At 72.9% G+C, this 22,263-nt stretch carries 25 protein-coding genes; 5 read left to right on the top strand and 20 right to left on the bottom strand.

From position 1 onward, the window contains the following. Positions 1–357 precede the first annotated feature (357 nt). Together ACTRO_RS32425 and ACTRO_RS32420 are read left to right on the top strand one after the other, a co-directional pair. Positions 358–1,326: a 5-dehydro-4-deoxyglucarate dehydratase gene (locus ACTRO_RS32425; RefSeq protein WP_034269291.1), complete on the top strand. Its 969-nt coding sequence runs from the start codon at positions 358–360 to the stop codon at positions 1,324–1,326. Then, complete coding sequence (locus ACTRO_RS32420; RefSeq protein WP_034269288.1) at positions 1,323–2,471, top strand: hypothetical protein; 1,149 nt, start codon at positions 1,323–1,325, stop codon at positions 2,469–2,471. Before ACTRO_RS32425 ends, ACTRO_RS32420 begins: the two co-directional genes overlap by 4 nt. 11 nt (positions 2,472–2,482) lie before the next feature. Here ACTRO_RS32420 and ACTRO_RS32415 read toward each other — a convergent pair whose 3' ends face one another. The 3 genes from ACTRO_RS32415 to ACTRO_RS44245 all read right to left on the bottom strand — a co-directional run bounded on the left by ACTRO_RS32415 (position 2,483) and on the right by ACTRO_RS44245 (position 4,608). Continuing rightward, positions 2,483–3,088 (bottom strand): TetR/AcrR family transcriptional regulator, encoded by a 606-nt coding sequence (locus ACTRO_RS32415; protein WP_034269285.1) that lies wholly within the window; start codon positions 3,086–3,088, stop codon positions 2,483–2,485. A 1-nt stretch (position 3,089) separates the two neighbouring features. Next, the gene (locus ACTRO_RS32410) at positions 3,090–4,097 is read right to left on the bottom strand and encodes an aldo/keto reductase (protein ID WP_425394894.1); all 1,008 of its coding nucleotides are present in this window, start codon (positions 4,095–4,097) and stop codon (positions 3,090–3,092) included. A gap of 76 nt (positions 4,098–4,173) precedes the next feature. Next, complete coding sequence (locus tag ACTRO_RS44245) at positions 4,174–4,608, bottom strand: DUF1707 SHOCT-like domain-containing protein (RefSeq protein WP_157436573.1); 435 nt, start codon at positions 4,606–4,608, stop codon at positions 4,174–4,176. 190 nt (positions 4,609–4,798) lie between these two features. Here ACTRO_RS44245 and ACTRO_RS32400 point away from each other — a divergent pair, with 190 nt between their 5' ends. Then, positions 4,799–5,260: a MarR family winged helix-turn-helix transcriptional regulator gene (locus tag ACTRO_RS32400; protein WP_169739980.1), complete on the top strand. Its 462-nt coding sequence runs from the start codon at positions 4,799–4,801 to the stop codon at positions 5,258–5,260. Positions 5,261–5,291: 31 nt separating this feature from the next. Here ACTRO_RS32400 and ACTRO_RS32395 read toward each other — a convergent pair whose 3' ends face one another. The 9 genes from ACTRO_RS32395 to hisD all read right to left on the bottom strand — a co-directional run bounded on the left by ACTRO_RS32395 (position 5,292) and on the right by hisD (position 12,671). Beyond that, entirely contained in the window at positions 5,292–6,575 is a 1,284-nt protein-coding gene (locus ACTRO_RS32395; protein WP_034269280.1) for an enolase C-terminal domain-like protein, read from the bottom strand. Positions 6,576–6,749: 174 nt separating this feature from the next. Continuing rightward, positions 6,750–7,520 carry an imidazole glycerol phosphate synthase subunit HisF gene (gene hisF / locus ACTRO_RS32390; RefSeq protein WP_034269277.1) on the bottom strand — a complete coding sequence of 257 codons (771 nt, stop codon included), beginning with the start codon at positions 7,518–7,520 and terminating at the stop codon, positions 6,750–6,752. Next, positions 7,517–7,909: a RidA family protein gene (locus tag ACTRO_RS32385; protein WP_034269274.1), complete on the bottom strand. Its 393-nt coding sequence runs from the start codon at positions 7,907–7,909 to the stop codon at positions 7,517–7,519. The genes hisF and ACTRO_RS32385 overlap by 4 nt, the downstream gene beginning before the upstream one ends. Then, positions 7,906–8,643, bottom strand: a complete 738-nt coding sequence (gene priA, locus ACTRO_RS32380) for a bifunctional 1-(5-phosphoribosyl)-5-((5-phosphoribosylamino)methylideneamino)imidazole-4-carboxamide isomerase/phosphoribosylanthranilate isomerase PriA (protein WP_034269271.1) — start codon at positions 8,641–8,643, stop codon at positions 7,906–7,908. Before priA ends, ACTRO_RS32385 begins: the two co-directional genes overlap by 4 nt. A 44-nt stretch (positions 8,644–8,687) precedes the next feature. Next, the gene (gene hisH / locus ACTRO_RS32375; protein ID WP_034269268.1) at positions 8,688–9,320 is read right to left on the bottom strand and encodes an imidazole glycerol phosphate synthase subunit HisH; all 633 of its coding nucleotides are present in this window, start codon (positions 9,318–9,320) and stop codon (positions 8,688–8,690) included. 42 nt (positions 9,321–9,362) lie between these two features. Next, positions 9,363–9,524 carry a hypothetical protein gene (locus ACTRO_RS48355; protein WP_034269265.1) on the bottom strand — a complete coding sequence of 54 codons (162 nt, stop codon included), beginning with the start codon at positions 9,522–9,524 and terminating at the stop codon, positions 9,363–9,365. After that, a complete protein-coding gene (gene hisB, locus ACTRO_RS32365) occupies positions 9,521–10,114 on the bottom strand; it encodes an imidazoleglycerol-phosphate dehydratase HisB (protein WP_034277705.1) in 594 nt (197 codons plus the stop codon). Before hisB ends, ACTRO_RS48355 begins: the two co-directional genes overlap by 4 nt. Positions 10,115–10,119: 5 nt before the next feature. Next, entirely contained in the window at positions 10,120–11,286 is a 1,167-nt protein-coding gene (locus tag ACTRO_RS32360) for a histidinol-phosphate transaminase (RefSeq protein WP_051451726.1), read from the bottom strand. After that, positions 11,283–12,671, bottom strand: a complete 1,389-nt coding sequence (gene hisD, locus ACTRO_RS32355) for a histidinol dehydrogenase (protein ID WP_051452550.1) — start codon at positions 12,669–12,671, stop codon at positions 11,283–11,285. The genes ACTRO_RS32360 and hisD overlap by 4 nt, the downstream gene beginning before the upstream one ends. Positions 12,672–12,750: 79 nt before the next feature. On the opposite strand from hisD, the gene ACTRO_RS32350 reads away from it, so the two are divergent. Next, the gene (locus ACTRO_RS32350; protein ID WP_034269262.1) at positions 12,751–13,410 is read left to right on the top strand and encodes an LON peptidase substrate-binding domain-containing protein; all 660 of its coding nucleotides are present in this window, start codon (positions 12,751–12,753) and stop codon (positions 13,408–13,410) included. A gap of 9 nt (positions 13,411–13,419) precedes the next feature. Here the strand turns inward: ACTRO_RS32350 and ybaK are convergent, their stop codons facing one another. The 8 genes from ybaK to ACTRO_RS32310 all read right to left on the bottom strand — a co-directional run bounded on the left by ybaK (position 13,420) and on the right by ACTRO_RS32310 (position 18,736). Then, on the bottom strand, positions 13,420–13,923 hold the full coding sequence (gene ybaK, locus ACTRO_RS32345) for a Cys-tRNA(Pro) deacylase (protein WP_034269260.1): 504 nt from the start codon (positions 13,921–13,923) through the stop codon (positions 13,420–13,422). Between the two features lie 13 nt (positions 13,924–13,936). Further along, positions 13,937–14,614, bottom strand: a complete 678-nt coding sequence (locus ACTRO_RS32340) for a DUF2567 domain-containing protein (protein WP_051451725.1) — start codon at positions 14,612–14,614, stop codon at positions 13,937–13,939. Continuing rightward, positions 14,611–14,817, bottom strand: coding sequence for a hypothetical protein (locus ACTRO_RS32335; RefSeq protein WP_034269257.1), 207 nt, complete (start codon positions 14,815–14,817; stop codon positions 14,611–14,613). Before ACTRO_RS32335 ends, ACTRO_RS32340 begins: the two co-directional genes overlap by 4 nt. Before the next feature lie 42 nt (positions 14,818–14,859). Continuing rightward, the gene (locus tag ACTRO_RS32330) at positions 14,860–15,870 is read right to left on the bottom strand and encodes an NADP-dependent oxidoreductase (RefSeq protein WP_034269254.1); all 1,011 of its coding nucleotides are present in this window, start codon (positions 15,868–15,870) and stop codon (positions 14,860–14,862) included. Between the two features lie 46 nt (positions 15,871–15,916). Next, positions 15,917–16,861, bottom strand: coding sequence for an RluA family pseudouridine synthase (locus tag ACTRO_RS32325; RefSeq protein WP_034269251.1), 945 nt, complete (start codon positions 16,859–16,861; stop codon positions 15,917–15,919). A 25-nt stretch (positions 16,862–16,886) separates the two neighbouring features. Continuing rightward, positions 16,887–17,564: a signal peptidase II gene (lspA, locus tag ACTRO_RS32320; protein WP_063628113.1), complete on the bottom strand. Its 678-nt coding sequence runs from the start codon at positions 17,562–17,564 to the stop codon at positions 16,887–16,889. 73 nt (positions 17,565–17,637) lie between these two features. After that, on the bottom strand, positions 17,638–18,195 hold the full coding sequence (locus tag ACTRO_RS32315) for a TraR/DksA family transcriptional regulator (protein ID WP_051451724.1): 558 nt from the start codon (positions 18,193–18,195) through the stop codon (positions 17,638–17,640). Between the two features lie 271 nt (positions 18,196–18,466). Beyond that, positions 18,467–18,736: a DUF167 domain-containing protein gene (locus ACTRO_RS32310; protein ID WP_034277695.1), complete on the bottom strand. Its 270-nt coding sequence runs from the start codon at positions 18,734–18,736 to the stop codon at positions 18,467–18,469. A 377-nt stretch (positions 18,737–19,113) separates the two neighbouring features. On the opposite strand from ACTRO_RS32310, the gene ileS reads away from it, so the two are divergent. Continuing rightward, positions 19,114–22,251 (top strand): isoleucine--tRNA ligase, encoded by a 3,138-nt coding sequence (ileS, locus tag ACTRO_RS32305; protein WP_034269249.1) that lies wholly within the window; start codon positions 19,114–19,116, stop codon positions 22,249–22,251. Positions 22,252–22,263: the final 12 nt, after the last annotated feature.

The following is a 22,263-nucleotide window of genomic DNA, read 5'->3' as shown; positions in this document are numbered from 1 at the left end:
CAGTGTTCAGTATACGGAATAGTGACGTCGGTCGGATCGGCGCTCCGGCCCGAAACTTTCTGCCGCCGCTCGTCGCCGGCCGGCGCCGGCAGGCCCGCGGACCCGAGTGCCGGGGACCGGCGGACCGCCCCCGGCTCGACGGCCCTCCCGTGATCCCAGGTGGCGGCGCTCTGCGGCGGCGCGCGCGCTGCCCGCGCCGACGAAATTTTCGCGGCGCCGGGCCGGGCCGCCGGGCGGTCGCGCCCACCTTGACGGGCGATCTTTCCCGTTCTAGGGTGCCGGTGGATTCAGATTACTGGACGATGTTCATGATGGTGAACGCGCCGTCTGCCCGCACCGCCGAAGGGACCCGCTTCCGTGCCGCCCCGTGCCGCCAGCCCCCGCCGCCTCGGCGGCCTGCTCTTCTTCCCCGTCACCGCCTTCGACCAGGACGGGCGCTTCGTCCCCGAGGCCTACCGCGCGCACGTCGCGGCCCGGCTCGAGCAGCGCCCCGGCGCCGTGTTCGCCGCCTGCGGCACCGGCGAGTTCCCCGCGCTCGCCCCGGCCGAGTACGAGACGGTCGTGCGCGTCGCGGTCGAGGCCGCGGACGCCGCCGAGCACCGCGTGCCGGTCATCGGCGGCTGCGGCTACGGCACCGCCCTCGCGGTGGACTACGCCCGCGCCGCCGAGCGCGCCGGCGCCGACGGCCTGCTCGTGCTGCCGCCGTACAGCGCGGACGGCGGCCAGGACGGACTGCTGCGCCACTACAGTGCGCTGGCCGCGGCGACCGACCTCGACCTGATCCTCTACCAGCGCGACACGACGGTGTTCACCCCGGAGACCGTGGTCGAACTCGCCCAAGTGTCCAACATCGTCGGCTTCAAGGACGGACGCGGCGACCTGGACCTGATGCTGCGGGTGGTCAGCGCGGTGCGCGCGAGCGGCGCGGAGGACTTCCAGTACTTCAACGGGATGCCCACCGCGGAGATGACCCAGCAGGCGTACCGGGCGGTCGGCGTCCCGCTGTACTCCTCGGCAGTGTTCTGCTTCGCCCCGGACCTGGCGCTCGCCTTCCACGGCGCGCTCGAGCGCGGGGAGCGCAAGACCGTGGACCGGCTGGTTGACGTGTTCTTCCGCCCCTACGTCGAGCTGCGCCACGCGCGCCCCGGCTACGCGGTCTCTTTGGTCAAGGCACTGACCCGGGCGGCCGGCCACGAGGCCGGCCCGGTGCGCGCACCGCTGGTCGAGCCCGCCGCCGAGCACGTCGCCGAGGCCCTGGCGCTGGTCGACCGGGCCCGCGAGGCCCTCGCCGCACTCGCCGACAGCGCCGGAGAGGCCGCGGAGTGAGTCCGGCAGCCGGGCTCGGCGTCAACCTCTATCCCTGGGACGTGGCGGGAGACCCGCAGTGCCCGGACCGGATCGCCGGGCTCGGCGCGGACCGGGTCACCCTGGCCGCCGCGTATCACACGGTCAGGGCGCTTTCGCCGCGCCATCCGCAACGCAAGGTGGTCACGGCCGGCCACTCCGCGCTCTACTATCGGCCGGATCCGGCGCACTGGAGCGGCTCGCTGCTGCAGCCGGCCGAAGCGAGCTGGGCGGCCGGTGCGTTCACCGAGGCGGCGCCACGGCTGCGCGAGGCCGGGCTGAAGGTCTACGCCTGGACGATCCTGACGCACAATCAGCGCCTCGGCACCCTGCATCCGGAGCACTCCGTCGTCAACGCGTTCGGCGACCCGTACCCGTGGGCGCTGTGCCTGAACTCCCCCGAGGTGCGCGGATACTGCGCGCTGCTGGCCGCTGAGGTCGCGGCGCAGCCGGACATCGACGGGATCGAACTCGAGTCCTGCGGCTGGTACGGGTACGACCACCTGCACGCGCACGACAAGACCGGCGGCGTCGCCTTCGATCAGGGCACGAAGTTCCTGCTGAACCTGTGCTTCTGCGCGGCGTGCGAAGCCTGGTACACCTCGGCCGGGCTCGACGGTCTGCGGGAATCAGTGCGCGGCGCACTCGAGCCGGTCTTCCGGGGCGACGCGGCGTCAGCCGCGTTGGACGCGCGGACGATGGACACCGTCGGCTACATGCGGATCCAGGCGGCGGCGAGGTTCCAGGTCGAGGTGGTCTCGGCGGCACGGCAGGTGCGCCCGGACGTGCCGATCCTGCTGCACACGAGCCCGGACCCGCTGGCCGTCGGCGCGAACCCCGGCAGCGTCCCGGACGGCTCGTTCGGCGCGGTGCTGCAGTGCGGCGGCGCCAGATCGCAGGACGCGCTGACGCAGCTCCGTGCGTACGCCGACGCGATGGCGAAGTCGGCCACTGCCCAGCCGCTCGCCGCGACGGTCAACATCGTCGCCGGCATGGGCTCGGACCGCGACGGCCTCGGAGCGTGGGTCGCCGAACTGCGCTCGGCCGGGGCCGAGGAGCTGCGGCTGTACCACGCGGGACTGGCCTCCGCAGCGGATCTCGAAGCCGTCCGGGCGCTGGCCGGCTGACGGACGGGCCGTCAGCTATCAGCTCCCAGCGGCCGCTCGATCCCGAGCACCAGCAGCCGCCACACCGCCGCGAAGTCCTCGTCGATTCCCGGCGAGGACCATTCGGCCACGTGCGACGGGTTGTGGAACCGGGCCGTGGCGTCGAGCACGGCCTTACCACCCGCCTCGAGCGCGGACGCACGGACCTCGCCCGCGGCCACGCCGTCGCGCAGGATCGCGGTGATCTGCTCGGCCAGGGCGGAGACGTGCTCCTGGACCGCGCCGGGGTCGGCCGAGGAGATCTGGTGGTAGGTCTCGAAGAGCTCCGGGTCCTCGCGGGCGTAGCCCTGCTTCCGGCTCACCAGCGCGCCCAGCCAGCGGCGCAGCCGGTCGACGGCCGGGCCCTGCTCGTCCGCGATGACGCCCAGATCCCGCGACACCGCCTCCAGCCCCTCGCGCACCACCGCGGCCCGCAGCGCCGCCTTGGTCGGGAAGTGGCGGTAGACCGTGCCGTGCGAGACGCCGAGCATCTGCGCCACGTCGACCACGGTCGTCTTGGCCGGACCGTAGCGGCGCAGCGCGTCCTTCGCCGCGGCGAGGATCTGCTCGCGCGTGAGCGGCTGCGCCGCCGGGGTCATCTCAGCGCTCGCTGTCGAGCGTGGCCATCTGCGGCGTGGCGTAACGGTCGCCGGCCGCGGCACCCTTCGGCACGGCCTTCTCGATCACGTCGAGGTCCGCGGGGGTGAGCTCGACCTCGATCGCGCCGAGGGCCTCGGTCAGCCGGTCCCGCCGGCGCGCGCCGATCAGCGGCACGATGTCCGAGCCCTGAGCCAGCACCCAGGCGATCGCGATCTGCGCCACCGAGACGCCCTTGCCCTCGGCGATCGTGCGCAGGGCCTCGACCAGCTCGAGGTTGCGGGCGAGGTTCTCACCCTGGAAGCGCGGGGCGTGGGCGCGGAAGTCCCCGGGCCCGGTGGAGCGCTCCGGCGTCCAGTGCCCGCTGATCAGGCCGCGGGAGAGCACGCCGTACGCCGTGACGCCGATGCCGAGCTCCCGCGTGGTCGGCAGGATGGACTCCTCCGGAGAGCGGGAGATCAGCGAGTACTCGATCTGCAGGTCGGTGATCGGGTGCACCGCGTGGGCGCGGCGGATGGTCTCGGCGCCGACCTCGGACAGGCCGACCTGCCGGACGTACCCGGCCTGGATCAGCTCGCTGATCGCGCCGACGGTCTCCTCGATCGGGACCTCCGGGTCGAGCCGGGCCGGGCGGTAGATGTCGATGTGGTCGACGCCGAGCCGGGTGAGGGTGTAGGCCAGCGCCGTCTTGACCGCCGCGGGCCGGGCGTCGTAGCCGAGCCAGCCGCCGTCCGGGCCGCGCTGCGCGCCGAACTTGACCGAGATCTTCACCGAGTCCCGGTCCAGCTTCAGCTCCCTGAGCGCCCGGCCGAGCAGCATCTCGTTGTGGCCCATGCCGTAGAAGTCGCCGGTGTCGAGCAGGTCCACGCCCGCTTCGACGGCGGCGCCGATGGTGGCGATGGACTCGGACTCCTCGGCGGGGCCGTACATCCCGGACATGCCCATCAGGCCGAGGCCGAGCGCGCCCGAGGGCACCGCGGCCGAACCGGCTCCGAGCGTACGCGTGGTGATCATCGTCGCCTCCTGAAGGTCGTTGATCCCAGGATGCGACATGGAGATGACAGATGTCAATATCTGTCAGCCGTCATCAGTTCCGATCCCAGCGCCGCTGCCGGCGGGCGAGCAGGAAGAAGAGCGGAATGAGCGGGAACGGCGGGATTCCGTGCAGCGCCGCCACGATCCCCAGGGCCAGCAGCAGCGGGAGGATCAGGATCGGCGGGGCCGGCGGGCGGGTGGCCGGGCGCGGGACCCGCGCGCCCTTCCGGACCGCCTCGGCAGCTGGCCGCGGCAGGTCGCGGAACAGCGCGCGCAGCTGGCCCCGGGTACGTGCCGCGAACGCCGCGTCGGCGCGCTCGTCGAATTCGGCCCGGTCGAGCCGGCCGTCGGCGTAATGGTCGGCCAGGACGCGCAGAGCGTCCTCGCGTTCGGCGTCCGAGGCGCGGATGCCCGCCCCGCCGGCCTGGCCGCGGGGGTCGCCCTCACCCCACGGATCCGTCGTGACCTGCGGCTTCTCTGTGCCCATGTCGATCACCTCGCTGCGTGCGCCCGGACCGCGCCACGCCCGGTCCAAATCGTTCCACACCGGTACTATAAACCCGGGGACACGATCCCAACCTGGGACGATCCTGTGAGTCCGACCGCCGGGAGCACCCATGACGCCGCCCCGTACAGCGCACCACCCGCCGGTCGCGGTCGGCGAGATACCGCCGAGCGTGGCCTTCCTGCTCTCCCGGCTCGGCTTCGAGGTCGGCCGCGAACTCGGCCACGCGCTGGCCGGGCTCGGTCTCGAGGTGCGTCATTTCGGGCTGCTACGGCTGCTGGCCGACCGGAAGGGGCACTCGCAGCGCGCGCTCGGGGCGATGCTGCGGATCACGCCGAACCGCATGGTCGCGCTCATCGACGACCTGGAAAGCAGGGGCCTGATCGAGCGCAGGCCGCACCCGGCGGACCGGCGCGCCTACGCCGTCACACTCACCGGCGCCGGATCCGCGTTGCTGGACCAGGCGTTGCAGGCCGCCCTCGACCTGGAAGTCCGCACGTGCCGGCCGCTTGAAGCCGAAGAGCGCGAGCAGCTGCTGGGTCTCTTGCGCAAGCTCGCCGAGGCGAAGGACGCGCTAAACAACGAAGCGCTCGCCGGCATCCACCCGGGGATGCCGGCGAGCGACGAGGACTGAGGAGCAGCCGATTTCGGCAGGGCCCTGACGGTCAGAACCGCGGGTTCAGCCGCTCCCAGGACGGGTCCTTCAGCCGCATCGCGGACAGGTCGTCACGGAAGCGGATGCCGCAGTCGAGGTACTGCCGGTGCAGCTTCTCCAGCGCGTCCCGGTCGAGTTCCACGCCGAGGCCCTCGGTGCCGGGCACGGCCAGCGAGCCCTTGTCCCAGACCAGGGCGCCGGGCTGGATCACGTCCTCGCGGGTCCACGGCGAGTGGGTGTCGCAGGCGTAGGTGAGGTTCGGCACGGCCGCGGCCAGGTGCGTCATGGCGGCCAGCGAGATGCCCAGGTGCGTGTTCGAGTGCATCGACATGCCCCAGCCGAAGGTCTCGCAGATCCCGGCGAGCTTGAGCGAGGCCCGGAAGCCGCCCCAGTAGTGGTGGTCGGAGAGCACGACGGAGACCGACTCGAGCCGGGCCGCCTCCGGTATCTCCTCGAACGCGGTCACGCACATGTTGGTGGCCAGCGGGAGCGAGGTGGCCCGGGCGACCTCGGCCATGCCCGGGTTGCCCGCGGTCGGGTCCTCGAGGTATTCCAGCAGACCCTCGAGCCGCGGCGCGATCCGCTTCGAGGTGGCCACGGACCAGTTCGCGTTCGGGTCGAGCCGCAGCGGGTGCTCGGGGAACGCCTCGCGCAGCGCGGCGATCGCCTCGGCCTCGGCCTCCGGCTCGAACACGCCGCCCTTGAGCTTGAGCGAGCCGAAGCCGTAGGTGTCCACCATCCGCTCGGCCTGGCGCACGATGCCCTCGGGGTCGAGCGCGTCGCCCCAGTCGTCGTCCGGGAAGTCCGGGCCGGTGGCGCCCTCGGGGTGGGTGGCCCAGCGGTAGAAGAGGTACGCGCTGTAGGGCACCGCCTCGCGCACGGCCCCGCCGAGCAGGTCGCACACGCGCTGGCCGGTCGCCTTGCCCTGCGCGTCGTAGAGGGCCACTTCGAGCGCGCCGATGGTCTGCGCGACGGTCTTCTCCCGGGAGACCCGGCCGACCAGCTCGGTGAGGTTGGTCGGGGTCACCGCGCCCAGCGCCAGCGCCACCCGGTTCGTCAGGCCGTTGACGTCGGAGACGCTCAGGCCGGCCAGCGCCGGCGCGGCCTTGCGCAGGTTCGCCAGGGTCGGGTCGTCGCCGTAGGCCTCGGACAGGCCGGTGATCCCGGCGTCCGTGTGCAGTTCGATGATCGCCCGCAGCTGGTAGGGCTGGTGCACGCCGGAGGCGTTGAGCAGCGGCGGGTCGAGCACCGCCACCGGGGTGATGACGACCTCGGTGATCTTCGGCAGGCGCATGGATCATCCCGTTCATGCTTGTGAACAACTTGCAGACTTATGAACGACGACAGCCTTCGCACCCTACGTCGTCGTCCGCGAGGGCGTCAAGGCGGACGCCGAGGGCCCGCAGAAGCGCTCTGCGGGCCCTCGGGAGGCGCTCTCGGCCGGTCGGCACCGGCAGGGACTGCGGCGTCAGCGCACCGGGTGCCCGGCCTCGCGCAGGGCCGACTTGACCTCGCCGATGGACAGCTCGCCGAAGTGGAAGACCGAAGCGGCCAGCACGGCGTCCGCGCCCGCCTCGACGGCCGGGGCGAAGTCCGCGACCCGCCCGGCGCCGCCGGAGGCGATCACCGGGATCGAGACCTCCGCGCGCACCAGCCGGATCAGCTCGAGGTCGTAGCCGTCCTTGGTGCCGTCGGCGTCCATCGAGTTCAGCAGGATCTCCCCGGCGCCGAGCTCGGCCGCCGTCGCCGCCCAGGCCACCGCGTCGATGCCGGTGGAGGTGCGGCCGCCGTGCGTGGTCACTTCGAAACCCGAGTCCGTGCGCACCCCGCCGGTGCACCGGCGCACATCCGCCGAGAGCACCAGCACCTGCCGGCCGAAGCGCTCGGCGATCTCGGTGATCAGCTCCGGGCGCGCGATCGCGGCCGTGTTCACCCCGACCTTGTCCGCGCCCGCGCGCAGCAGCCGGTCCACGTCGTCGGCCGAGCGCACGCCGCCGCCGACGGTCAACGGGATGAACACCTGCTCGGCTGTGCGGCGCACCACGTCGTAGGTGGTCTCCCGGTCGCCGCTGGAGGCGGTGACGTCGAGGAAGGTCAGCTCGTCCGCGCCCGCCTGGTCGTAGGCGCGGGCCAGCTCCACCGGATCGCCGGCGTCGCGCAGGTTCTCGAAGTTCACGCCCTTGACCACGCGGCCGGCGTCCACGTCGAGGCAGGGGATCACGCGGACCGCGAGGCTCATCCGGCATCCTCCCGGTAGGCGTCGACCTCGACCTCGACCAGCATCAGAGGGTCGATCAGCTTGGCGACCACGACCATGGTCGCGGCCGGACGGACGGCGTCGAACAGCTCCTTGTGCGCCCGCCCGACCTCGTCCATGTCCCGGGTGTGGGTCACGTACATCCGGGTGCGCACCACGTGCTCGGGCCCGAAACCGGCCTGGGCGATGGCGTCCAGCGCCACGCCGAAGGCCGTGATCGCCTGCTGATACGGGTCCCCGTCGTGGTGCACAGCCCCGTCCACCACGGCGGTGCAGCCGGAGACGTAGGCGTTCGGGCCGGCTATCACGGCGCGGCTGTAGCCGATGACGTCCTCATACGGGCCACCGGAGGAAATGCGCTGAACAGTCACCGGGACACCGCCTCCAAGGCCTGCTCGAGCGTGAACGCGCCCGCGTACAGCGCCTTGCCCACGATAGCCCCCTCGACCCCGTCGGGCACGAGCCCGGCCAGCGCCCGCAGGTCCTCGATGCTCGAGACCCCGCCGGAGGCCACCACCGGGCGGTCGGTCGCGGCGCACACGGTGCGGTAGAGCTCGACGTTCGGGCCGGCCAGCATGCCGTCCTTGTTCACGTCCGTGATCACGTAGCGGGCGCAGCCCTCGGCGTCCAGCCGGGCCAGGGCCTCGAACAGCTCGCCGCCGTCGGTGGTCCAGCCGCGGCCGCGCAGCCGCCAGGAGCCGTCCTCCAGCTTGCAGTCCAGGCCGACCGCGATCCGGTCGCCGTGCTCGGCGATGGCCTTGGCCACCCACGCCGGGTTCTCCATCGCGGCGGTGCCCAGGTTGACCCGGGTGCAGCCGGTGGCCAGCGCGGCCCGCAGCGAGTCGTCGTCCCGGATGCCGCCGGACAGCTCCACCCTGACCTCCAGCGCGGCCACCACCGCGGCCAGCAGCTCGCGGTTGGAGCCGCGGCCGAACGCCGCGTCGAGGTCCACCAGGTGCACCCACTCGGCCCCGGCCGACTGCCAGGCCAGCGCGGCGTCCAGCGGGGCGCCGTAGGACGTGGCGGTGCCCGCCTCGCCCCGCACCAGCCGGACCGCCTGGCCGTCCTCCACGTCCACCGCGGGCAGGAGTTCGAGCTTGGACATGCGTTTCCTCTACCGTTGCCCCTCGAGCGCCGAGGAGTGGGGAGTTACAGGGTCTTGATCCAGTTGGCGATCAGCTGCGCGCCCGCGTCCCCGGACTTCTCCGGGTGGAACTGGGTGGCCCACAGCGCGCCGTTCTCCACCGCGGCCACGAACGGCTTCGAGCCGTAGTCGCACCAGGCGACCTTCGGCGTGGGCAGCGGACCGGTGTCGGTCAGCGCCCAGTCCCGCGCGGCGTAGGAGTGCACGAAGTAGAAGCGGTCGTCCGGCTCGAGGCCGGCGAACATCTCGCTCCCGGCCGGGATCGAGACGGTGTTCCAGCCCATGTGCGGCACCACCGGCGCCTCGAGCTGCTCCACCGTGCCGGGCCACTCGCCGCAGCCCTCGGTGCGCAGGCCGTGCTCGATGCCCTGCTCGAAGAGCACCTGCATGCCGACGCAGATGCCCAGCACCGGCCGGCCTCCGGCCAGCCGGCGGCCGATCACCCGGTGCCCGAGCACGTGTCGCAGGCCGCTCATACAGGCCGCGTACGCGCCGACGCCGGGCACCAGCAGGCCGTCCGCCTCGAGGCAGGCCTCGAAGTCGGCGGTGATGCTCACCTCGGCGCCCTGCCGGGCCACCGCCCGCTCGGCCGAGCGGACGTTGCCGAATCCGTAGTCGAGGATGGCGACGGTGCTCATGCCGCGCTCATCGCGTCGCTCGCGAGCTCGCTCATCTCCCGGCTACTTCCACCGCATGACGCCGGCGGCCAGCGCCATCACGCTGCACAGGCCGAGCAGGGTGACGATCCCCTTGGACATGTTCTGCTTGGCGAAGGAGATCACGCCGCCGGCCAGGAACAGGCCCAGCAGGATCAGCAGGGCCGCGCTGTAGCTGTTGGTCACAGGGTGCCTTTCGTGGACGGGACGCCGGTCACCCGCGGGTCGAGCGCGCACGCGTCGCGCAGGGCCCGGGCCACCGCCTTGAACTGCGCCTCGACGATGTGGTGCGCGTTGCGTCCGTAGGGCACGCGCAGGTGCAGGCAGATCTGCGCCTGGGCGATGAAGGACTCGAAGATGTGCCGGGTGAGCGTGGTGTCGTAGGCCCCGATCATCGGGGCCATCCGCTCCGGCTCCTCGTGCACCAGGTAGGGCCGGCCGGACAGGTCCACCACGGCCTCGGCCAGGGTCTCGTCCAGCGGCACCGCGGCGTTGGCGAACCGGCGGATCCCGACCTTGTCCCCCAGCGCCTCGCGGAACGCGGCGCCGAGCGCGAGCGCGGTGTCCTCCACCGTGTGGTGGGCGTCCACGTGCAGGTCGCCGGTGGTCTTGACGACCAGGTCGAACAGGCCGTGCTTGGCCAGCTGGGCGAGCATGTGGTCGTAGAAGCCGATGCCGGTCTCCACGTCCGTGCTGCCGGTGCCGTCGAGGTCGATCTCGACCAGGACGCTCGACTCCTTGGTGGTCCGCTCGACCCGGCCGTAACGACGGCGCAGTTCGCTCACTGTCCTTCACCCTTCGCGCGCAACGGGGCCCTGCCGTCCTGAAGGAGCCGCGTGAACGCGTCCAGGAACGCCGTGGTCTCCTCCACGGTGCCCGCGGTCACCCGCAGCTTATGCGGCAGCAGACCCTCGCGGATCAGCACCCCCTGGTCCAGCAGCGCCTGCCACACGGCGTGCGGGTCCTGGAAGTCGCCGAAGGAGACGAAGTTGGCGTCGGAGGGCACCACGTGCAGGCCGAGCGCGGTGAGTTCGGCCACGATCCGGTCGCGCTGGGCCTTGACCGCGTCGACCGTGCCGAGCAGCTCGGCGGTGTGCGCGAGCGCGGTGCGGGCCACGGCCTGGGTGAACACCGACAGGTGGTAGGGCAGGCGCACCAGCAGCAGCGCGTCGATCACGGCCGGGTCGGCGGCCAGGTAGCCGATCCGCGCGCCGGCCATGGCGAAGGCCTTCGACATGGTCCGGGTCACGATCAGCCGGGGCCGGCCGGGCAGCAGGGTGAGCGCGGAGGGCGTGCCGGGCCGGAAGAACTCGGCGTAGGCCTCGTCGATCACGACCATGCCCGGGGCCGCGTCCACGATCGCCTCGACCAGCTCCAGCGGAGCGGCGGTGCCGGTCGGGTTGTTCGGCGAGGTGAGGAAGACCACGTCCGGCCGGTGCTGCTCGATCTTGGCGACGGCGTAGCCGGGATCGAGCTCGAAGGTCCGCGGGTCGCGCGGCTCGGCCGCCCAGGCGGTGCCGGTGGCCAGCGCGATCAGCCGGTGCATCGAGTAGGACGGCTCGAATCCGAGCGCGGTGCGGCCCGCGCCGCCGAAGCACTGCAGGATCTGCTGGATGATCTCGTTCGAGCCGTTCGCGGCCCACAGGTTCGCGCCGAGCAGGTCGTGGCCCAGGCTGTGCTCGTTCAAGAATTGGGCCAGGTCCTTGCGCAATTCCACCGCGTCCCGGTCCGGGTAGCGGTTCGCCCCGGCGGCCGCGCTGGTGGCGGCGATGGCGACGTCGGCGACGAGCTCGGGCGAGGGCGGGTACGGGTTCTCGTTCGTGTTGAGCAGGACCGGGACGTCCAGCTGGGGCGCGCCGTAGGGCGAAAGGCCGCGCAGGTCGTCCCGGATCGGCAGATCCCGCCAGGTGAAGCCGGCGGGATCCGGACGCGTGGCGTCCTCGGTCACTCCTCCTCCAGAGGGCTTTCGTCGGTGTCCGGCGCGAGGGCCGGGCGGTCGGATGCTCCGTCGGCCTCCGGCGGGCGGCGGGCCAGCACGGCCTCGCCGTGGCCGGGCAGGTCCTCGGCGTTGGCCAGGGTGACCACGTGCGGCGCGACCTCGGCCAGGGCGGCCTCGTTGTACTCGACGATGTGGATGCCCTTGAGGAAGGTCTGCACGGACAGGCCCGAGCTGTGGCAGGCGCAGCCGCCGGTGGGCAGCACGTGGTTGGACCCGGCGCAGTAGTCGCCCAGCGACACCGGCGAGTACGGGCCGACGAAGATCGCGCCGGCATTGCGCACCCGCCCGGCCCACACCCGGGGGTTGGAGGTCTGGATCTCCAGGTGCTCGGCCGCGTAGCCGTCCACCACGGCCAGGCCCGCCTCGAGGTCGTCGACCAGGATCAGCGCGGACTGGCGCCCGCCCAGGGACTGGGCGATCCGCTCGGCGTGCTTGGTCTCCGGCACCCGCTTGGCCAGCTCGAGCTCGACCGCCTCGATCAGTGCGGGCGAGTCGCTGACCAGGATCGCGGCGGCCATCGGGTCGTGCTCGGCCTGGCTGATCAGGTCGGCGGCCACGTGGCCCGGGTCGGCGCTGAGGTCGGCCAGGATGGCGATCTCGGTCGGGCCGGCCTCGGTGTCGATCCCGATCCGGCCCTTGAGCAGCCGCTTGGCGGCGGCGACGTAGATGTTGCCCGGGCCGGTGACGATGTCCACCGGGCGGCAGCCGGTCTCGCCGGGGCCCGAGCCGTAGGCGAACATGGCGATGGCCTGGGATCCGCCGACCGCGTAGACCTCCTCGACCCCTAGCAGGGCGCAGGCGGCCAGGATGGTCGGGTGCGGCAGGCCGCCGTAGGCGCGCTGCGGCGGCGAGGCCACCGCGATCTGCTCGACCCCCGCTACCTGCGCCGGCACCACGTTCATGACGACGGAGGAGGGCAGCACGGCCAGGCCGCCGGGCACGTACAGGCCCGCGCGCCGGATCGGCACCCAGCGCTCGGTCACCATGCCGCCGGGCACCACGACGGTCTGCACGTCGCGCCGGCGCTGGTCGTTGTGCACCTTGCGGGCGCGGCGGATCGACTCCTCGAGGGCGGCGCGCACCTGGGGGTCGAGCGCGCTCAGCGCCTGCGCGATCGCCTCGCCGGACACCCGCAGCGAGCGCAGCCGAACCCCGTCGAACCGCTCCCCGTACTCGATCAACGCGGCCTCGCCGCGATGGCGCACGTCCTCGCAGATCGGACGGACGGCCTCAAGAGCGGCCTCGATGTCGAACTCGGCCCGCGGAACCAGATTCCGCACGTCCAGGTTCGACGCACGCAGGTCCATTCCACGCAAATCGATACGGTTGATCACACAACCAGTGTAGTTGCCCACCGGCACCAGCCCGCGCAAGATTCCGAATACTGGGCTCGGGAGGTTCTACGCTAGGGGCATGCCGACCACGCTGCCCCTCTTCCCGCTCGGGTCAGTGCTCTTCCCCGGTGTCGTGATGCCGCTGCGCGTGTTCGAACCGCGCTACCGGCAACTGGTCGAGGACCTGCAGGCGCTCGAGACGGCCGAGCAGCGCTTCGGCGTGGTGGCCATCAAGGACGGGCGCGAGGTGGGCGAGGGCAACGTCCGCAGCGTCTACGAGTACGGATGCACCGCGCAGATCTCGGCGGTGGACGCGGCCGACGACGGCTCGTACTCGCTGGTGACCACGGGCGTGGAGCGCTTCCGGGTGCTCGCCGCGGACCTGGCCGGGGCGCCGTACCCGACGGCCGAGGTGGAGATCCTGACCGACGTGCCGGGCGAGGGCGCGGACGCGCTGCGCACCCCGGCCACCGCGCACTTCCTCGGCTACCAGCGGGCCCTGACCACGCTGCGCGGGCTGCGCATCGGCGCGCTGCCGCAGCTGCCGGACGACCCGACGGTCCTGTCCTACCTGATCGCCGCGACGATGATCATCGACCTGCGGGAGAAGCACTCGCTGCTGGCCGCGGCCGACACCGCCACCCGGCTGCGGCGCGAGCAGGCGCTGCTGCGGCGGGAGTCGCTGCTGATCCAGGAGCTGCGCTCGCTCCCGGCGGTGGACATCCTCAAGCGGGACTGAGCCGGCGGCTCAGCCGGCCCGCCCGATCGGCGCGGTCACGGCCGAGGTGAGCCGGACCAGCTCGGCCGGGGCGAGCTCCACCTCGAGGCCGCGGCGTCCGGCCGAGCAGAACACGGTCTCGAAGGCCAGCGCGGAGGCGTCCACCACGGTCGGCAGCGGCCGGCGCTGCCCGAGCGGCGAGATGCCGCCGAGCACGTAGCCGCTGGAGCGCTCGGCCGCGGCCGGGTCGGCCATCGCGGCCTTCTTCCCGCCGACCGCGCCGGCCAGCGCCTTGAGGTCGAGCGAGCCGGAGACCGGGACGACGGCCACGGTGAGCCTGCCGTCGACGTCCGCGACGAGGGTCTTGAACACGCGGGCGGGGTCGACGCCCATGGCCTCGGCCGCCTCGGTGCCGTAGGAGGCGGCGGCCGGGTCGTGCGGGTATTCGTGGGTGACGAAGGGGATCTGCGCCTTCGTCAGGGCGACGGTCGCCGGGGTGCCCGCCGCGGTCCTGCCTTGCTTGGTCTTCGCCACCGGGCCAGCGTACTCAGCCGGCGGGCGGCTGCGATCCCGGCACCGCGTCGCGCGGGCCTTCCGCGCCGGGCCCGGGGGCGGTCAGGTCGACCGGGTCGGCCCACTGCGGGAACTCGTACTGGGGCGGCTCCGGCTCCGGGTCGGACGGGCCGAACACGAGCACCAGCAGGAAGTACAGGCCCACCGCGACGGCCGGCCAGAGCCAGACCACGCCGGTGGCGCCGATCCGCAGCGGCAGGTCGAAGAGCCCGTTCGCGGGCACGCCCTTCGTGGAGGCGATCACGTCGCCGCGGCCCGGGCCGAGCCAGACGCCGAACCAGGCGGCCAAGTAAGCCGCGCCGATCCCGGCGCCGGCCAGCGCCAGCGCGACGCCGATCGGGGCGCGGTGGCGGAACCAGCCGAAGGCGGCCAGCGCGAGCAGCGCCCCGGCCACGACCGCGCAGACGGCGAAGGTGCCGTCCTGCCCGACGAAGCCCTTGGTCTCCGGGTTCTCGTAGAAGGCCGACTTCTGGCCGTCGGAGACGGTGATCACGCCCTGGACCGGCGGGGCCAGGTAGCGCCAGGCGACGCCCACGATCACTCCGGCCACCAGCGACAGCGCGGAGATCACCAGGGCGCCGAGGACCTCGGGCGCCCACGTGCCGCGCGGACGCGCGCTGCGCGGCGCGGGCGTCGATATCTCGATACTCATCGATGACACTTTTTCACAACCTCCGCGCAGTGTCTTCCCGGGTCCGACAACCGGGTCGGGCCGTGTCGTGAGACCATCGCCGGCTGGAACACGGTGGGACGGCCCTCGTGCTCGGCGATCCGGACCGGGTCGACGACCAGCGTCGCGACACCGGCCGCCTCGGCCAGCTCCTGCACCGGATGGATCACCGTCTTCGACGGCATGCCCGCGCCGACCGGATCGGCGCGGGCTGCTCGCGCACAGGCCTAGGGCAGACGAATCAGCATCTTGCCGGTGTTGGCGCCGCGCAGCAGGCCGAGGAAGGCCTCGACGGAGCTCTCGATCCCCTCCACCACGGTCTCCTCGGTACGCAGCTCGCCCTCGCGCAGCCACCGCGCCGCCTGGGGGATCCACTGCTTGGCCAGGTGCATGTGGTCGGTCACGATGAACCCGCGCAGGGTCAGCCGCTTGCCGATGGCCAGGGCCAGGTTGTCCGGGCCGGGCACCGGCTCGGCGGCGTTGTACTGGGAGATCGCGCCGCACAGCGCGACGCGTCCGCCCACCCGCAGCCGGGCGATGGCGGCGCGCAGATGATCGCCCCCGACGTTGTCGAAGTAGACGTCGATGCCTTCCGGCGCGGCCTGCTTGAGCTGTTGCTCGAGCTCGCCGCGGCGGTAGTCGACGGCGGCGTCGTAGCCGAACTCGGAGGTCAGCCGGGCCGTCTTGTCCGGTCCGCCGGCCGAGCCGATCACCCGGGCCGCGCCGAGCCGCTTGGCGATCTGCCCGGCCACCGAGCCGACCGCTCCGGCCGCGCCGGAGACGAAGACCACGTCGCCCTCCTTGACCGGGGCGACCTCCACCAGCCCGGCGTACGCGGTCAGCCCGGTCGTGCCGAGCACGCCGAGGTAGGCCTGGGCCGGGGCGAGCTCGGGGTCGACGACGCGCACGGCCGCTGCCGGGAGCGTGGCGTACTCGCGCCAGCCGGCCATGTGCAGCACGGTCGCGCCGACCGGGACCGCCTCGTCGGCCGACTCGATCACGGTCCCGACGGCGGCGCCCTCCATCGCCTGGCCGAGCGCGAAGGCCGGCACGTAGGACTTGACGTCGTTCATCCGGCCCCGCATGTACGGGTCCACCGAAAGCCAGTCGTTGCGCACGAGCACCTGCCCCGCGGCGGGCGGGGCGACCGGCGCCTCCAGGGTGGCGAAGTCCTCGGGGACGGGCTCGCCCACGGGTCGGCGGACGAGGTGGATCTCACGGCCGGTGGTGACGGACATGCTCGGTGCGCTCCTTCGCGGCTTCCGACGGGGGCGTGTCGGTGTGTCAGCTTTCTGCGGCGATCAGGTCGAGGGCGTGCTGGAGGTCCTGCGGATAGGGCGAGGTGAACTCGACCCGCTCGCCGGTGGCCGGGTGGGCGAAGGCGAGGCGGGCCGCGTGCAGCCACTGCCGGGAGAGCCCGAGTCGCTGGGCCAGTTTCGGGTCCGCGCCGTAGGTCAGGTCGCCGACGCACGGGTGGTGCAGCGCGGACATGTGCACCCGGATCTGGTGGGTGCGCCCGGTCTCGAGCTTGATGTCGAGCAGCGTGGCCCGGCGGAAGGCCTCGATGGTGTCGTAGTGCGTCACCGAGTCCTTGCCGTCGGCGGTGACCGCCCACTTGTAGTCCGCCTTCGGGTGGCGGCCGATCGGCGCGTCCACGGTGCCGCTCATCGGGTCCGGGTAGCCCTGCACCAGCGCGTTGTAGCGCTTGTCCACAGTGCGTTCGCGGAAGGCGTCCTTGAGCACCGAGTAGGCGTGCTCCGACTTGGCCACGACCATCAGCCCGGAGGTGCCGACGTCCAGCCGGTGCACGACGCCCTGGCGCTCGGCCGCGCCGGAGGTGGAGATGCGGTAGCCGGCCGCGGCCAGGCCGCCGACCACGGTGGGGCCGAGCCAGCCCGGGCTCGGGTGCGCCGCGACGCCGACCGGCTTGTCCACCACCACGATGTCGTCGTCGTCGTGCACGATGCGCATGCCGGGCACCGGCTCGGCCACCACGGCCGGGCCCGCGTCCTCGGCGCCGGGTGGCGGGGGCAGCTCGATCTCGAGCCAGGCGCCGCCGCGGACCCGGTCCGACTTGGCGGCCGGCTTGAAGTCGATCGAGACCAGGCCCTGCTCGGCCAGCTCCGCCGCCTTGGTCCGGGAGAGCCCGAACATGCGGGCCAACGCGGCGTCCACCCGTTCGCCGTGCAGGCCGTCGGGGATGGGCAGGGAGCGGGCGGTGGAGTTCATCCGACCAGGTTACCGGGGCCGGAGGTCAGCGGTGCTCGTGCTCCCGCTCGGCGCTCTCGTCGCTCTCGCCGGACTCCGACGCCTCGGCCGGCGCCTCGGACCCGGTCTGCGCCTCGGCCTCGGCGGCGGCGCGCTCCGCCGCGGCACGCTCGTCGGTGCCGTCCGGGTGCAGGCCGCGGAAGGCGAGCAGCACCATCAGCACGCCGCCGCAGGTGATCGCGGCGTCGGCCAGGTTGAAGATGGCGAAGTGCGGCAGCTGGACGAAGTCCACCACCCAGCCGCGGAACGGCCCGGGCGCCCGCGCGATCCGGTCGGTGAGGTTGCCGGCCGCGCCGCCGAGCAGCAGCCCGAGGGCCACAGCCCACGGCCCGCTGTAGAGGTTGCGGGCCAGGCGCAGGATGACGAACACCACGCCGATCGCGATGAGCGAGAAGATCGCGGTGTAGCTCCACCCGATGGAGAAGGCCGCGCCGGAGTTGCGGGTGTAGGTCAGCTGCAGCAGCGACCCGATGACGTGCACCGGCTGGCCCAGGGTGAGGCGGGAGACCACGAGCAGCTTGGTCACCACGTCCAAGACGTACACCAGCGCCGCGACCGCGAACAGGATGCCCACGCGCCGCCGGGCGGCGAGGGGCTCGGGCCCGGTCGGCGGGCGGAGGTCGGATTCGAGGGCCTGGTCCTGGCCGCCCCGTGCATTGTCCACCCGCCGACCCTACCTCGTCCGGGTTCGTCCGGTCACCGCCCGGCGATCAGCCGGGCGGAATCTCCGGCCCGGATCAGCGCCTTTCCTGCTTCTCCTTGCAGTCCTTGCACAGCGTGGCCCGCGGGAAGACCTGCAGCCGCGCCTTGCCGACGCCCTCGCCGCAGGACTCGCACACTCCGTAGGTCCCGCCGGCGATGCGCCCGAGCGCCCGCTCCGATTGCACGAGCATCTCCCGCGCGTGGCTGAGGATGGACATCTCGTGCTCGCGCTCGAAGTTCTTCGCGCTGGTGTCGGCCTGGTCGTCGCCGGCGCCGGTGCCGGCGTCGCGCAGCAGGTCCTCCAGGGCGCGGTCGGCCGAGGCCACGTCCGCGCGCAGGCGGTCGACCTCCGCGCGCAGGTCCTGCTCGACCTCGCCGATCTCCTCGGCGGTCCACGGGTCCTCGCCGGCGCGTACCGGCAGGGCCTCGGTTCCGCCGCGGGGCTTGGCGGTGGTGCGAGCGGGGGTGCGCGGGGCGCGGGCGGCGGGCGCCTTGGTCGCCGGACGCGCGGCGGACTTGGCGGCCGGCGCCTTCTTGGTGGTGGGCGACGGCGCCGCCGAGGCTGCGGCGGTGGTACGCGCGGTGGTGCTCACAGGTGCATCCCTCGCTCTCGGATCGGATCAAAAGTGACCGGTCACCGCCGGTGGGCGCGCTTCGCGCCGGGGCGGGCCGGCCGGGCTGCGGGCGGTGCGACGCGGTGGCGCCGTTCACCCATTCCGCATAACGGGTTACGCGGCTGATTGGTGCCCGGCCCAATCCGGCACTAATCACGGAATGGCAAAGATCTTTTCCCCGCGGGCACTGGGCCGACCGGCTGACGCTACGTTCGGTGCCCGCCCGGATACGTATGGTAAGGTAGTCCACTCAGTCGCGCAGGGCCCGGATCCGGTCGGCGAGATCGGCCGGCGGATGCTCCACCCGCACCACCTTGTCCCTGCTCGTGGCGCCGCTGACCAGCGTCACCGCCGCCCGCGGCACGCCGAGCGCCCGGGCCAGGGCGGCCAACGCGGCGGCGGTAGCCTTCCCGTCCACCGCGCGCTCCGTCACCGCGACGACGAGCGCCCCCGCGTCTCCGTACGACCCTCCCGCTCTGGTGCGCGCCGCCCCCGGCTTCACCCGGATACCCAGGCGCACGGGCGGGGTGGCGGGAGCGCCGGGGCGCGGCGCGGCGGGAGCCATGCGCCCAGCCTAGGTCGCGCGGCGTGCCGCGTCCGGATTCCGGGCACCGGGCCGAAACCCGGTCGAGCGCGGCGCGGCCGGGCCGTACACTGGGTGCGCGGATCGCGCAGGCGAGGACGGGGCCATCACCCCCGAGCCGCCGGAAGAACCGGTCGGGCCCGCCCGACCCCAGTAGAACCGGCCTTTCCGCGAGTTGAGGGGGCACGGCGCCGGCGGCGCCGGGCCAAGAAGGGTGGTACCGCGGGACGCGTCGGCCGACGCGCTCGTCCCTTCGCCGACCGGAGGCGCTGCCGCGAGACGGCAGCCGCGACGAGAAGCGGAGGGGCCCGCCGATGTACCGACCCGTACCCGCCCAGGTGGACCTGGTCGCCCTCGAGCACGAGGTGCTCGACCTGTGGCGCCGTGAGTCCGTGTTCCGCAAGAGCCTGGAGGCCACCGCAGGCGGCCCGCGCTGGACCTTCTACGAGGGCCCGCCCACCGCCAACGGCATGCCGGGCACGCACCACGTCGAGGCGCGCGTCTTCAAGGACGTCTTCCCGCGGTTCAAGACCATGAAGGGCTACCGCGTCGAGCGACAGGCCGGCTGGGACTGCCACGGCCTGCCGGTCGAGCTCGCGGTGGAGACCGAGCTCGGCTTCACCGGCAAGCAGGACATCGAGGCGTACGGCGTGGCGGAGTTCAACGCCAGGTGCCGTGCCTCGGTCGAGCGGCACGTGGGCGAGTTCGAGAAGCTCACCGAACGCATGGGCTACTGGGTGGACCTGTCCGAGGCGTATCGGACGATGGACCCGTCCTACATCGAATCGGTGTGGTGGTCACTCAAGCAGATCTTCGACAAGGGCCTGCTGGTGCAGGACCACCGCGTCGCGCCGTACTGCCCGCGCTGCGGCACCGGCCTGTCCGACCACGAGCTGGCTCAGGGCTATGAGACGGTCGTGGATCCCTCGGTGTACGTGCGGATGCCGCTGACCTCCGGTCCGCTGGCCGGGCGCGCGGCGCTGCTGGTGTGGACGACCACACCGTGGACGCTCGTGTCGAACACGGCCGTCGCGGTGCACCCCGAGGTGACCTACGTCGCGGCGACCGACGGCACCGAGACCCTGGTCGTGGCCGAGCCGCTGCTGGAGAAGGCGCTGGGCGAGGGCTGGACGGCGACCGGGGAGTCGTTCACCGGCAAGGAGATGGAGTACTGGAGCTACCAGCGTCCGTTCGACTTCCTTGAGTTCCCTTCGGAGGCGCACTTCGTCGTACTCGGCGACTACGTCACCACCGAGGACGGCACCGGCCTGGTGCACCAGTCCCCTGCCTTCGGCGAGGAAGACCTCAAGGTCTGCCGCGGCTACGGCCTGCCGGTGGTCAACCCGGTACGCGCCGACGGCACCTTCGAGGAGTCGGTGCCGCTGGTCGGCGGGGTGTTCTTCAAGAAGGCGGACGAGGCCCTGACGGCTGATCTGCGCGATCGCGGCGTGCTCTTCCGGCACCTCGAGTACGAGCACTCCTACCCGCACTGCTGGCGCTGCCACACCGCCCTGCTCTACTACGCGCAGCCGTCCTGGTACATCCGCACCACCGCGGTCAAGGACGCGCTGCTGCGCGAGAACGAGGCCACCAACTGGTACCCGGAGAACGTCAAGTACGGCCGCTTCGGTGACTGGCTGAACAACAACATCGACTGGGCCCTGTCCCGCAACCGGTACTGGGGCACCCCGCTGCCGATCTGGCGCTGCGCCGAGGGCCACGTGACCTGTGTGGGCTCGCTGGCCGAGCTCGGCGCGCTGGCCGGGCGCGACCTGGCCGGGCTCGACCCGCACCGGCCGTTCATCGACGAGGTCTCCTTCGCCTGCCCCGCCGGCGACGGGACCTGCGGCGCGCACGCGCAGCGGGTGCCCGAGGTGATCGACTGCTGGTACGACGCCGGCTCGATGCCGTTCGCGCAGCTGGGCTACCCGCACCTGCCCGGCTCGGAGCAGGAGCTGGCCGAGGCCTACCCGGCCGACTTCATCTGCGAGGCGATCGACCAGACCCGCGGCTGGTTCTACACCCTGATGGCGATCGGCACGCTGGTGTTCGATCAGTCCTCGTACAAGAACGTGCTCTGCCTGGGCCACATCATGGCCGAGGACGGGCGCAAGATGTCCAAGCACCTGGGCAACATCCTCGAGCCGATCCCGCTGATGGACCGGCACGGGGCCGACCCGCTGCGCTGGTTCATGCTGGCCGGCGGCTCGCCCTGGTCGGCCCGGCGGGTGGGCGACGGCACCATCCAGGAGGTGGTCCGCAAGACCCTGCTGACCTACTGGAACACGGTCGCCTTCCACGTGCTCTACGCCCGTACCGGCGGCTGGACCCCGTCCGCGGCCGACCCGGCCCCGGCCGAGCGCCCGGTGCTCGACCGCTGGGTGCTCTCCGAGCTCAACCGGCTGGTGCGGGACGTGGACGCGGCGCTGGAGAACTTCGACACCCAGCAGACCGGCAAGCTGCTGGCCGCCTACGTGGACGACCTGTCGAACTGGTACGTGCGCCGGTCGCGGCGGCGGTTCTGGGACGCGGACCCGGCCGCGCTGGCCACCCTGCACACGGTGCTCGAGACGGTCACCCGGCTGATGGCGCCGCTGGTGCCGTTCATCACCGAGCGGGTCTGGCAGGACGTGGTGCGCCCGGTGACGCCGGACGCGCCCGAGTCGGTGCACCTCTCGTCCTGGCCGGAGGCGGACGAGGCGGCGATCGACGACGAGCTCGGCGTGCAGATGGCGCTGGTGCGCCGGCTGGTGGAGCTGGGCCGGGCCACCCGCGCCGAGTCCGGGGTCAAGACCCGTCAGCCGCTCGGCCGGGCCCTGGTCGGCGCGAACGGCTGGGCCGGGCTGTCGGCCGAGCTGCGGGCGCAGGTGGCCGAGGAGCTGAACGTGGAGGGCACCGAGGCGCTGAGCGCGGCCGCGGGCGACCTGCTGCAGTACTCGGCGAAGGGCAACTTCCGGGCGCTGGGCAAGCGGTTCGGCAAGCGCACGCCGCTGGTGGCCGACGCCATCGCGGCCGCCGACGCCGCGGACCTCGCCGCCCGGCTGCGGGCCGAGGGCCGGGCCGCGCTGGCGGTCGAGGGCGAGCAGGTCGAGGTCGAGGCCGAAGAGGTGATCGTGACCGAGACGCCGAAGGAGGGCTGGGCGGTGGCGACCGCCGGCGGCGAGACCGTGGCGCTGGATCTGACGATCACGCCGGAGCTGCGGCTGGCCGGCCTGGCCCGCGACGCGGTCCGGCTGATCCAGGAGGCGCGCAAGACCAGCGGCCTGGACGTCTCGGACCGGATCCGGCTGGTCTGGCACGCCGCGGACGAGACCGCCGAGGCGCTCACCGTGCACGAGGCGGCGATCGCGCAGGAGGTCCTCGCGGTGGAGTTCACCCGCGGCGAGGCTCCGGTGCAAGCCGCGTTCGCCGACGCGGATCTGGGCCTGAGCTTCTCCGTGGCGAAGGCCTGATCGACCGGTCAG

It is taken from the genome of Actinospica robiniae DSM 44927, assembly GCF_000504285.1.
Lineage (GTDB): Bacteria > Actinomycetota > Actinomycetes > Streptomycetales > Catenulisporaceae > Actinospica > Actinospica robiniae.
The sequence above is the reverse complement of the archived record's forward strand: the minus strand, read 5'-3'. Positions and strand labels throughout refer to the sequence as shown.

Bases quoted from the DNA above. Each gene is read 5' to 3' on its own strand.
- ACTRO_RS44245 (WP_157436573.1), bottom strand. From the start codon at position 4,608: ATGGGCACAGAGAAGCCGCAGGTCACGACGGATCCGTGGGGTGAGGGC.
- priA (WP_034269271.1), bottom strand. From the start codon at position 8,643: ATGTCCAAGCTCGAACTCCTGCCCGCGGTGGACGTGGAGGACGGCCAG.
- ACTRO_RS32330 (WP_034269254.1), bottom strand. From the start codon at position 15,870: ATGTCCGTCACCACCGGCCGTGAGATCCACCTCGTCCGCCGACCCGTG.
- ACTRO_RS32350 (WP_034269262.1), top strand. From the start codon at position 12,751: ATGCCGACCACGCTGCCCCTCTTCCCGCTCGGGTCAGTGCTCTTCCCC.
- ACTRO_RS32415 (WP_034269285.1), bottom strand. From the start codon at position 3,088: ATGACCCCGGCGGCGCAGCCGCTCACGCGCGAGCAGATCCTCGCCGCG.
- ACTRO_RS32395 (WP_034269280.1), bottom strand. From the start codon at position 6,575: ATGCGCCTGCCGAAGATCACCGAGGTCGTCATCACCCCGGTGGCGGTG.
- ACTRO_RS32340 (WP_051451725.1), bottom strand. From the start codon at position 14,614: ATGAGTATCGAGATATCGACGCCCGCGCCGCGCAGCGCGCGTCCGCGC.
- hisF (WP_034269277.1), bottom strand. From the start codon at position 7,520: ATGAGCCTCGCGGTCCGCGTGATCCCCTGCCTCGACGTGGACGCCGGC.
- ACTRO_RS32335 (WP_034269257.1), bottom strand. From the start codon at position 14,817: ATGCCGTCGAAGACGGTGATCCATCCGGTGCAGGAGCTGGCCGAGGCG.
- ACTRO_RS32325 (WP_034269251.1), bottom strand. From the start codon at position 16,861: ATGAACTCCACCGCCCGCTCCCTGCCCATCCCCGACGGCCTGCACGGC.
- ileS (WP_034269249.1), top strand. From the start codon at position 19,114: ATGTACCGACCCGTACCCGCCCAGGTGGACCTGGTCGCCCTCGAGCAC.
- hisH (WP_034269268.1), bottom strand. From the start codon at position 9,320: ATGAGCACCGTCGCCATCCTCGACTACGGATTCGGCAACGTCCGCTCG.